The sequence below is a fragment of the Craurococcus roseus genome, assembly GCF_039523795.1.
Classification (GTDB): Bacteria; Pseudomonadota; Alphaproteobacteria; order Acetobacterales; family Acetobacteraceae; genus Craurococcus; species Craurococcus roseus.
This window is the reverse complement of record NZ_BAAAFZ010000106.1, coordinates 1-8,717: the sequence shown is the minus strand read 5'-3', so window position 1 is coordinate 8,717 and position 8,717 is coordinate 1. Positions and strand designations below refer to the sequence as shown.

Below are 8,717 nucleotides of genomic sequence, written 5' to 3'. Positions count from 1 at the left end.
CCGCCGAGCGCGGGCGCGTGTTCCGCCGCTTCCACCGCCTGGACGCGGCGCGGCTGCTGCCCGAGGCCGACCGCGCCCTCGTCGCCTCGCTGGAAGCCGCCTACCGCGGCGCCGGCCTGTCGCCGCCCGACGCCCGGACCGCGACGGCGGGGCAGGACCCGCGCCGCGCCGCCGGCGCGCTGCGTTTGCTGCTGCGCGCCGGCGTCCTCCGGCGCGCGGTCCACGCGGGGCGGGAGGTGCTGTTCCATCGGGAAGCGCTGGGCCGCGCCTGCGCGGCGCTGCGCGCGGCCCTGGCCGCCCGGCCGGAGGGTCTGACGGTGAGCGAGTGCGACGCGCTGCTCGGCATCAGCCGCCGCCACGGCGTGCCGCTGCTGGAGCTGCTCGACGCCGAGGGCTTCACCCGCCGCGATGGCGACCGGCGCCATCTTGCCGAAGCCCCTTCCGTCGCGCCGGCAGAAGCGTTTTCCTAGGCGGTGGAGGCGACAGGGGCCTGGTGGCCCCCGCGGTCTTCAAAACCGTGGGCTCGCGCGATGGCGCGAGCGGTGGGTTCGATTCCCATCCGCCTCCGCCCCCTTCGGCCGCAGGTAGGAGAACCAATAGGCCGCGCCCACCAGCGCGCCGCCGGCCATGTTGCCCAGCGTCACCGGCACGAGGTTGGAAACGAAGCCGCCGGGCGTCACCGCCGCGAAGGCCGCGGCGTTCCCTCCGATGTCGGCGAACTCCCGCACCATCCAGCCGAAGGGGATCAGCGACATGTTCGCCACCGAGTGCTCCAGCCCGAGCGCGACGAAGGCGGCGATGGGCGGGACGACCACCAGCACCTTGTCCGCCGCGCTGCGCGCGCCCCACGCCATCCACACCGCGAGGCACACCAAGACGTTGGCGGCGACGCCGCTGGCGAAGGCCTGCCCGAAGGGCAGCGCGGCCTTGGCCTGCGCCGTGGACAGCGCCGCGGCGCCCACCGCCCCGTCGCCCGCCGCGTGCGCCCCGGCGGCGAAGGCCAGGGCGGCCACGGCGACGGAGCCGGCCAGGTTCGTGAAGTAGGCGAGCGCCAGCGCCTTCCAGATGTCGGCCGCGCCCGCGCGGCCCTCCGCCCAGGCGACGACCAGCAGCGTGTTCCCGGTGAACAGCTCCGCCCCGGCCACCAGCACGAGGACCAGGCCGAGCGAGAAGGCGAGCCCCGACAGCAGGCGCGCCGCGTCGAAGGGCATCCCGGACGCCTCCGCCCCGGCGAGCGCCACGGTCGAGAAAAGCCCGCCGAAGCCGATGTAGACCCCGGCCAACAGGCCGAGCACCGCCAGCACCGGCCAGTCCAGCGAAGCCTTCTTGGCGCCCGTCTTCGTGGCCGCTTCGGCGATCTCGCCGGGCGGCTTGGCCTCGGGGCTGGGCGGCGCCGAACCGGCTACGTCGCGTCAGCCCCCACCGCCGTCCAGCATGGCGCGCGCCTTTTCCAGCCGGCCAGGGCGGAACCCGGCCACCGGCATCGCGCCCGACCAGGCGAGGGCGGCCGCCGCGTTGGCCCGCGCCAGTTCCGCGTCGAGCGCCGGGGAGGGGCCGTCCGCCCGCCGCCGCGCCACCAGCCCGTCGCGCAGCGCCACCAGCGCCTCGAACGCCGCGCGGGCGCCGTCCATGTCGGGGGGCGGCGCGGCGGCGATCAGCCGGTCGAGCGCCGCGCGGGCGGCGTCCGCGCGGGCGCGGTCCTCAGCGGTCGGCACGGTTCGGTTGCCCCTGCGCGGCGCGGAAGTAGTCGCCCGGGCGCTTCGCGCTATCGTCGCCGGCGCGCAGCAAGGCGTGGCGCAGCGCGAAGCCGCCGACCAGCAGGCCGAGCGACGCCACCGGCGGCAGCCGGTCCCGTGCCGGGGCACCGGGCCCGGAGACCAGCGCCAGGGCCTGGGCCGCCACCGGCAGCGCGACGCCGAGGCCCTTCGCGGCGGGGCCGAACAGCGCCTTCGGCCCGCCTTCCCGCAGCGGCGCCTCGACTCCGACCTCGCTCCAGCGCCGCTCCGCCGCCCGCATCGCCGCGTACTCGCCCCCGGCGGCGAGCGCGGCCAGCGTCTCCAGCCGCCGCGCGCTCTCGTGCTCGCCCGCGTTCCGCTGCAACAGGGCGAGCGCCGAGGCCGCGTTGGCCATCGAGGCCGCGCCGAAGCCGGCGGCCAGCGGGACGGGTGCCGCGGACCACAGGGGATTGCTGGTCGTGGACAGGAGCGAGGCCGTGTAGACGCTCATGCCCGCCCCGGCGAGCGAAGCGGGCGCCTGCGCCGCCTCTCCCAAGCGCCACGCCCAGCGGAACCGCCCGCCCAGCAATTCCCCCAGCGCCGTCGCCGCGCTGGCGGCGCCGAAGACGACCAGCAGCCACGAGCCCCAGGACATCGGCGACTGCGGCCGGACGATCCGGAGCATGTTGTACCAGCGCTTCGGCGTCTTCAGGTGGCCGACCAGCACCGCGGTGCCGAGCAGGTTGCCGGCCACCGACAAGAGCCGCGCCCGGCGCACGAGGCCATCGCCGTCCGCGCCCCCCGCCGCGCGCGCCGCGCCCGCGATCACCTGCGCTGAACCGGCGACGCCTTGGGCGAGGATGTACGCCGCCACCTTCCAGTCGAACCCAGCCGGCTTGAGCGCGGAGCGGCCGTGGTAGGTCTCGCCGCGCCAGGGCTCCTCCATCGGTTTGGTCATCGCCGGCCGCCCCCGCCGCCGCCTACGCCCAGCACCAGCGCCGCGGCGGCGAGCCCGGCGACGGCGGCCAGGCCCGCGAGGATACCCGGCCGCGCGCGGGGCGCCGGGCGCGCCGGCGCGGCGGGCAGGCCGTACACCTCCGGCCGCTCCGTCAGCAGGAAGAAGGCGTTGAGGCGCTCGAGGCCGTTGGTCGCGCCCGGCGTGCCCGGCGCGCCGTAGAGGTAGGCGCGCTCCTGCCCGGCCGCTTCCAGCGCTTCCACGCGGCGCCCCGCCCGCTCCACCAGCTCCTCCACCACGCCGAACTGGATGCTGTCGGTGGGGCAGGCCTTGGCGCAGGCCGGCTCCATGCCGCCCTTCAGCCGGTCGTAGCAGAGGGTGCACTTGTGCGCCTTGCCGTCGCCGGTCGAGATCTCGACCACGCCGAAGGGGCAGGCGGGCACGCAGTAGGCGCAGCCGTTGCAGATGTCCTGCTGCACCACCACGGTGTCGAACTCGGTGCGGAACAGAGCGCCGGTCGGGCAAGCCTCCAGGCACGGCGCCGGGTCGCAGTGCTTGCACACGTCCGACATCATCAGCCAGTTGGACTGGAACGGCGGCATCTCCGTTCCGCGCGCTTCCGGCGTGCCGGGCAGGCGCTCGACGAAGGCCACGTGGCGCCACGTGTTGGCGCCCAGCGCACCGGTGTTGTCGTAGGAATGGCCGGTCAGCCCCACGGCGTCGGCGGGCAGCGCGTTCCACTCCTTGCACGCCACCTCGCAGGCCTTGCAGCCGATGCAGAGCGTGGTGTCGGTGAAGAAGCCGTAGGATTTCCCGGGTTCGATGCGCGTGCCGCAGGTGAGTTCCGCTTCCTGCGGCACAGGCACCTCGACCCCGTCCATGCCGGGGGCCGACGGCACGGCACGGGGGTGGGCGAGGCCGCCATCCATCAATTCGGTCCTTCCGTTCGAGGCGGATTCGCACGGAACAGCCGCCCGGGCCGCAGGCCGCAGGCCAGGGCCTTGTTCTCGTGCATGCCGGTGTTGGGGTCGCCCACCACGGCCGTCAGCAGGTTGGCCACGTCGCCGGTGGCGTAGCCGGCCCAGCCGAAGTGCCAGGGCAGGCCGATCTGGTGGACCGGCCGCGCGCTCCCCTCCGCCGCGAAGGGGCGCAGGCGGTCGGTGACGAGGGCGCGCGCCTCGATGGAGCCGCGGGGCGTGGAGACCACCACCCAATCCAAGTCGCGGACGCCGAGTTCGCGCCCCAGCTCGGTCGGGATCTCGGCGAACATCTCGGGCTGCAACTCCGCGGTGGTGGGCACGATGCGCGTCGGCGTGCCGCCCGAGTGGTGCTCCGTCAGGCGGAAGGTGGTCAGCGCGTGGGGGAAGGCGGGGTCCGGCGCGTCCCCGACCGGGTTGCTCCGCTGCTCCCACCGCTTGGCCGCGGGGCTGGCGGGATTGCCGGGATGCAGGGGATTGGCCGCGGGGCTCTCGATCGGCTCGTAGTGCGCGGGCAGCGGGCCGTCCTTCAGGCCGGACGGGGCGAACACGGCGGCGCGGCCGTCTGCCAGCATGATGAACGGCTCCGCGCCCGAGTGCGCGTCCATGCCCTTCGGGCGGCTGGACCAGTCGGGCACGTAGTCGGGCCGCTTCTCCTTCTGGAAGTCCGGCACATCCGGGCCGGTCCACTCGCCCGCGCCCTCGTCCCAGCGGATCAGCGCCTTGCGCTCGGACCAGGGCTTGCCGGCGGGGTCCGCGGACGCGCGGTTGCCTAGCGTCCGGCGGTTCGCGGGCCAAGCGAAGCCCCAGCCGAGGTGCGTGCCGGGGCCGTTCGGTCCATCGGGCACGCGGGAGCGGGACAGGTTCTTGCCTTCCTCCGGGAACACGCCCGTGTAGATCCAAGTCCCGCAAGCGGTGGAGCCGTCGTCCTTCAAATCCTGGAAGGAGGAAACGAGCGCGCCGTCCGCGACGCGGTACCCGTTGATCTCCCGCAGTATCGCTTCGGCGTCCGGTTCGCCTTGATCGTCCACCTCCGGATAGTCCCAGCGGAGGTTGCGGATGGCCGCGTCCTCCGGCCGGCCGCCGTCTGCGTGCATCGCCTTGAGCCGGCGCCCGAGGTGGTAGACGAACCAATGCTCCGACCGGCTGTCGCCCGGCGCCTCCACGACCTTGTCGTGCCACTGCACCAGCCGGTGCGTGTTGGTGAAGGAGCCGGCCTTCTCGCCCGAGAGCGAAGCCGGCATCAGGAACACCTCGGTGCCGATCTCTTCCGGCCGCATCTCGCCGTCGCGCACCAGCGTGCCGTCGCGCCAGAAGGTCGCGGTGTCGGTTTCGGCGATGTCGCGCACCACCATCCATTCGAGCCGCGCCAGGCCCTGCTGCACCAGCCGCGAGTTGCTGCCGCCCACCACCGGGTTCTGCCCCATGACGAACAGGCCCTTGATGACGCCGTCCCGCATGGCGACCGTGGACGGGAGTTGGCTGTGGTCGCCGACGGTGCGCGGCATCCAGTCGTAGCCCCAGCCGTTCGCCTCCGACGCCTCCCCGCCGTACCAGGCGCGGAGCAGGCTGACGGCGTATTTCGGGAAGTTCGCCCACCAGCCGGTCGGCGCGGTCTCCACCTCCAGGTAGTCGGCCAGTGTCTTGTGCGGCCTGAGCGCGTGCGGCTGCGGCAGGTAGCCCGGCATCAGGTCGTAGAGCGTCGCTATGTCCGTCGAGCCCTGGATGGAGGTGTGGCCGCGCAGCGCCAGCAGGCCGGCGCCCGGGCGCCCGACGTTGCCGAGCAGCGATTGGACGATGGCCCCGGCGCGGATCACCTGCGCCCCGGTGGTGTGGTGGTTCCAGCCCACCGCGTAGCAGATGGCGCCCGTGCGCTCCGGTCCCGAGTTGCGGGCCAGCGCGTCGCACACCTTCAGGAACACGCCGCGCGGGCAGCCGGTGATCCGCTCCACCATCTCGGGCGTGTAGCGCGCGTAGTGGCGCCGCATGATCTGGTACACGCAATTCGGGTGCTGGAGCGTCTCGTCGCGCGCCGGCGGGCGTTCGCGCAGGCTGGAAACGCGTTCGGCGAAGTCGCCGCCCGTCTCCATCCAGGCTTCGGCCAGCGGCGAGGGCACCGTCTGGCCCTCGTATTGCCACGTCTCGGACGAGTAGCGCCGTTCTTCCGCGTTCCAGCCGGAGAACAGGCCGTCGCCCGTTTCAGGCCCGTGGTAGCCCTCCTCGATGACCGTTGCGATATTGGTGTAGGGGATCGCCCAATCCCGCCACCAAAGGTCGTTCTCCAGCAGGTGGCGGATGATCCCGCCGAGGAAGGCGATGTCGGTGCCGGCGCGGATCGGCGCGTAAAGGTCGCACATCGCCGATGTGCGGGTGAAGCGCGGGTCGGCGTGGATCAGCGTCGCGCCGCGCGCCTTGGCCTGCATGGCGAAGCGGAAGGCGATCGGGTGGTTCTCGGCCATGTTCGAGCCCATGACGAGCACGACATCCGAGCGCGCGAGATCCCATTGGGGCATCGTCGCCGCGCCCCGTCCGAAGGCGGTGCCCAGACCGGGCACCGAGTTGTTGTGTCAAACCCGCGCTTGGTTCTCGACGAACACCATCCCCAGGCCGGCGGAGAACAGCTTCTTGATGAGGTAATTCTCCTCATTGTCGAGCGTGGCGCCGCCGAGCGAGGCGATGCCCATGGTGTGGTTCAGCCGCGTGCCGTCCGGCGCGTCGGCCACGAAGGTCTCGTCGCGCGTGCGCTTCGTGAGTTCGGCGACGCGGTCCATCGCCCAGTCGAGCGGCACCTCACGCCACTCCCTCGCGTGCGGCGCCCGGTGCAGCACGCGGTCGAGGCGCATCGGGCTGGTCATCAGACCCAGCGTCGCAGCGCCCTTGGGGCAGAGGGTGCCCTGGTTGATCGGGCTGCGCGGGTCGCCCTCCACCGCGATCGGGCGGCCGTCCTTGGCATAGACGAGCTGGGCGCAGCCCACCGCGCAGTAGGGGCAGACGGAGGTGCCGACCGCGTCCGCTTGGTCGGTCCGGGGGCGCAGCCCGCGCGAGGTCGCGGCCTCGGCCGCCCCGCGCCGGTGGTCCTCGCCGCGCGCTTGGCGGGGCACGGACCATTCGCGCGCGAACTGGGCGGCCCGGTCGGGCAGGGTGCGGCGGGGGCGTCGTGCCATCGAGCGTCGTCTCCCGTCAGGCGTCGAGCAGGGTGATGTCGTGCGCCTCGCCTGCCAGGAGGCCAGAGGCGGTGCGATACTGCACGCGGGCGCGGCGGCCGGCCAGCGGCGCCAAATCCTGCGGCTCGAAGGGCGCCGAGGAGGAAAGCACGAAGGCCAAGCCCTTCCCGTTGTCGGTGAGGAGCCGGAACCGGCTCTCCTGCACCATCAAAATCGTTCCCGCCGCCGTCCTCATCCGGCCACCAACGAAGCATCGGGCCGTAAGGTTGCGAGTTGCACGCGCGGTTCGCCGGGAACGACGCGGCCGATGACCGCGGCGCGCGCGTCGCCCGCCCCGCGCAGCGAGGCTAGGCAGGCCTCCGCCCGCTCCGCCGGCACGCCAGCCAGCAGCCCGCCCGCCGTCTGCGGATCAAGCAGCAGCGCCAAGCGCTCGGGCGAGAGGGCGTCGGCGCCGTCCAGGTCCGGGCGGGCATGGGCCTCGTTGCCCGGGTGCAAGGTGCTGCGGACGCCGCCCCGCAGGACCTCCAGCGCGCCCTCCAAAGCCGGCACGGTGCCAACGTCCACCAAGGCCCCGACGCCCGAGGCGCGCAGCATCTCCAGCAGGTGCCCGAGCAGGCCGAAGCCGGTCACGTCGGCGCAGGCCGTGGCGCCGTGGTCCAGCAGGGCGCGCGAGGCGGGGAAGGGGCTGCGCTCCATCGCCGCCACCGCGCCCGCGAGCCAGCGGCCCCGCGCCTCCCCGCGCATCGCGGCCGCGAGGATGGCGCCGGTGCCGAGCGGGCCGGTGAGCAGCAGCGCGTCCCCCGCGCGCAGGCCGGAGCGGCGGAGCGCGCGGCCCGCGTCCACCTCCCCGGTGACGGCGAAGCCGATCGCCGCTTCCGCCCCTTCCGCGCTGTGGCCGCCCGCCAGCCGCGCGCCCTCGGCCGCCAGGGCCTCGGCGCCGCCGAGCAGCATGGCGTGCAGGTCGGCCTCCAACACGGCCTCGCCGGCCGGCGGCAGCACGGCCACGGCCAGCGCCGCGCACGGGACGCCGCCCATGGCCGCCACATCGCCCATGGCGTGGACCGCGGCCACGCGGCCCATGCGCCAGGGGTCGCCGAGGAAGCTCCGCAAGTGGTCAACGGACTGCACCAGCAGCCGGCCGGGCGCGGCCGGCGGGGCGAGCAGCGCGGCGTCGTCCGGCGCCTCCAAGCCGAGCGGCACGGCGTCCCCGCCGGAGGAGCGGGGCAGCCTCGCCAGGACGCGGGACAGCACCGCCGGCGGCACCTTGGCGCCGCAGCCGCCGCAGCGCATGGCGTCCGCGGCGGGCCGCGGCATGGCGGGGGGCATGCGGAAGCCCTCCACCCAGCGGCGGTCTATGCGGTCCTTGAACCAGAGCGCCGCCCGGCTCGCCCCGGCGGACCAGCCCCCGCGCATCGCCAGGGCCCGTTCGCCCGCCAGCAGCAAGGCGAGGTGCGCGCGCTGCGGCCGGTGCGGGCGCGGGGACCGGCCGTCGAGCACGCGGCGCAGGTTGTCCAGGAGCGGCTCCCCTTGCCGCACGGCGTAGACGCCGGCCCGTTCGCGAGGGTGGTTCAGCGCCGCCGCCATGTCGCCGGCGGCGAAGACGCGCGGGTCGGAGGTCCGCAGGCAATCGTCCACCGCCAGGGAGCCGCCGGGGCCGAGGCCGAGGCCGGTTTCCGCCAACCAGGCGGGCGGGGCGGAGCCGCCGGCCCAGACCGCCCGGTCGAAGCCGACGCGCTCGCCGCTCCCCGCCAGCACGGCCGCGCCTTCCTCCACCCTCGACACCTCGGCGCCGGTGCGGACCGCCACGCCCGCCTGGGCCAGTAGGCGCTCGGCCTGGCGGCCGGCGGCAGGCGCGTGGCGCGGCAGCGGCCGCGCGGCGCGGCAGAGCAGCGCCACCGCGGTCGCG

At 74.8% G+C, this 8,717-nt stretch carries 7 protein-coding genes, 1 tRNA gene and 1 pseudogene; 2 read left to right on the top strand and 7 right to left on the bottom strand.

Going from position 1 to position 8,717, the window contains the following annotated elements:
• Together ABD067_RS24850 and ABD067_RS24845 are read left to right on the top strand one after the other, a co-directional pair.
• A partial coding sequence (locus ABD067_RS24850) for a SelB domain-containing protein (RefSeq protein WP_343898114.1) occupies positions 1 to 470 on the top strand: 470 nt, incomplete at its 5' end.
• Positions 471 to 475: 5 nt separating this feature from the next.
• A tRNA-Sec gene (locus ABD067_RS24845) sits at positions 476 to 568 on the top strand.
• Positions 569 to 650: 82 nt separating this feature from the next.
• On the opposite strand, the pseudogene ABD067_RS26545 reads toward ABD067_RS24845, so the two are convergent.
• From ABD067_RS26545 to selD, 7 genes and pseudogenes are all read right to left on the bottom strand, one after another.
• Positions 651 to 1,304, bottom strand: a pseudogene (locus tag ABD067_RS26545) (formate/nitrite transporter family protein); the annotation flags it as partial.
• Positions 1,305 to 1,412: 108 nt separating this feature from the next.
• Positions 1,413 to 1,715, bottom strand: a complete 303-nt coding sequence (locus tag ABD067_RS24835; RefSeq protein WP_343898112.1) for a hypothetical protein — start codon at positions 1,713 to 1,715, stop codon at positions 1,413 to 1,415.
• On the bottom strand, positions 1,702 to 2,673 hold the full coding sequence (gene nrfD / locus ABD067_RS24830) for an NrfD/PsrC family molybdoenzyme membrane anchor subunit (protein ID WP_343898111.1): 972 nt from the start codon (positions 2,671 to 2,673) through the stop codon (positions 1,702 to 1,704). Before nrfD ends, ABD067_RS24835 begins: the two co-directional genes overlap by 14 nt.
• Positions 2,670 to 3,599 carry a 4Fe-4S dicluster domain-containing protein gene (locus ABD067_RS24825; protein WP_343898110.1) on the bottom strand — a complete coding sequence of 310 codons (930 nt, stop codon included), beginning with the start codon at positions 3,597 to 3,599 and terminating at the stop codon, positions 2,670 to 2,672. The genes nrfD and ABD067_RS24825 overlap by 4 nt, the downstream gene beginning before the upstream one ends.
• Positions 3,599 to 6,811: a formate dehydrogenase gene (fdh, locus tag ABD067_RS24820; protein ID WP_408871597.1), complete on the bottom strand. Its 3,213-nt coding sequence runs from the start codon at positions 6,809 to 6,811 to the stop codon at positions 3,599 to 3,601. The genes ABD067_RS24825 and fdh overlap by 1 nt, the downstream gene beginning before the upstream one ends.
• Before the next feature lie 16 nt (positions 6,812 to 6,827).
• Positions 6,828 to 7,019, bottom strand: coding sequence for a hypothetical protein (locus tag ABD067_RS24810; RefSeq protein ID WP_343898107.1), 192 nt, complete (start codon positions 7,017 to 7,019; stop codon positions 6,828 to 6,830).
• Positions 7,020 to 7,042: 23 nt separating this feature from the next.
• On the bottom strand, positions 7,043 to 8,717 hold a 1,675-nt coding region (gene selD, locus ABD067_RS24805; protein WP_343898106.1), incomplete at its 5' end, for a selenide, water dikinase SelD.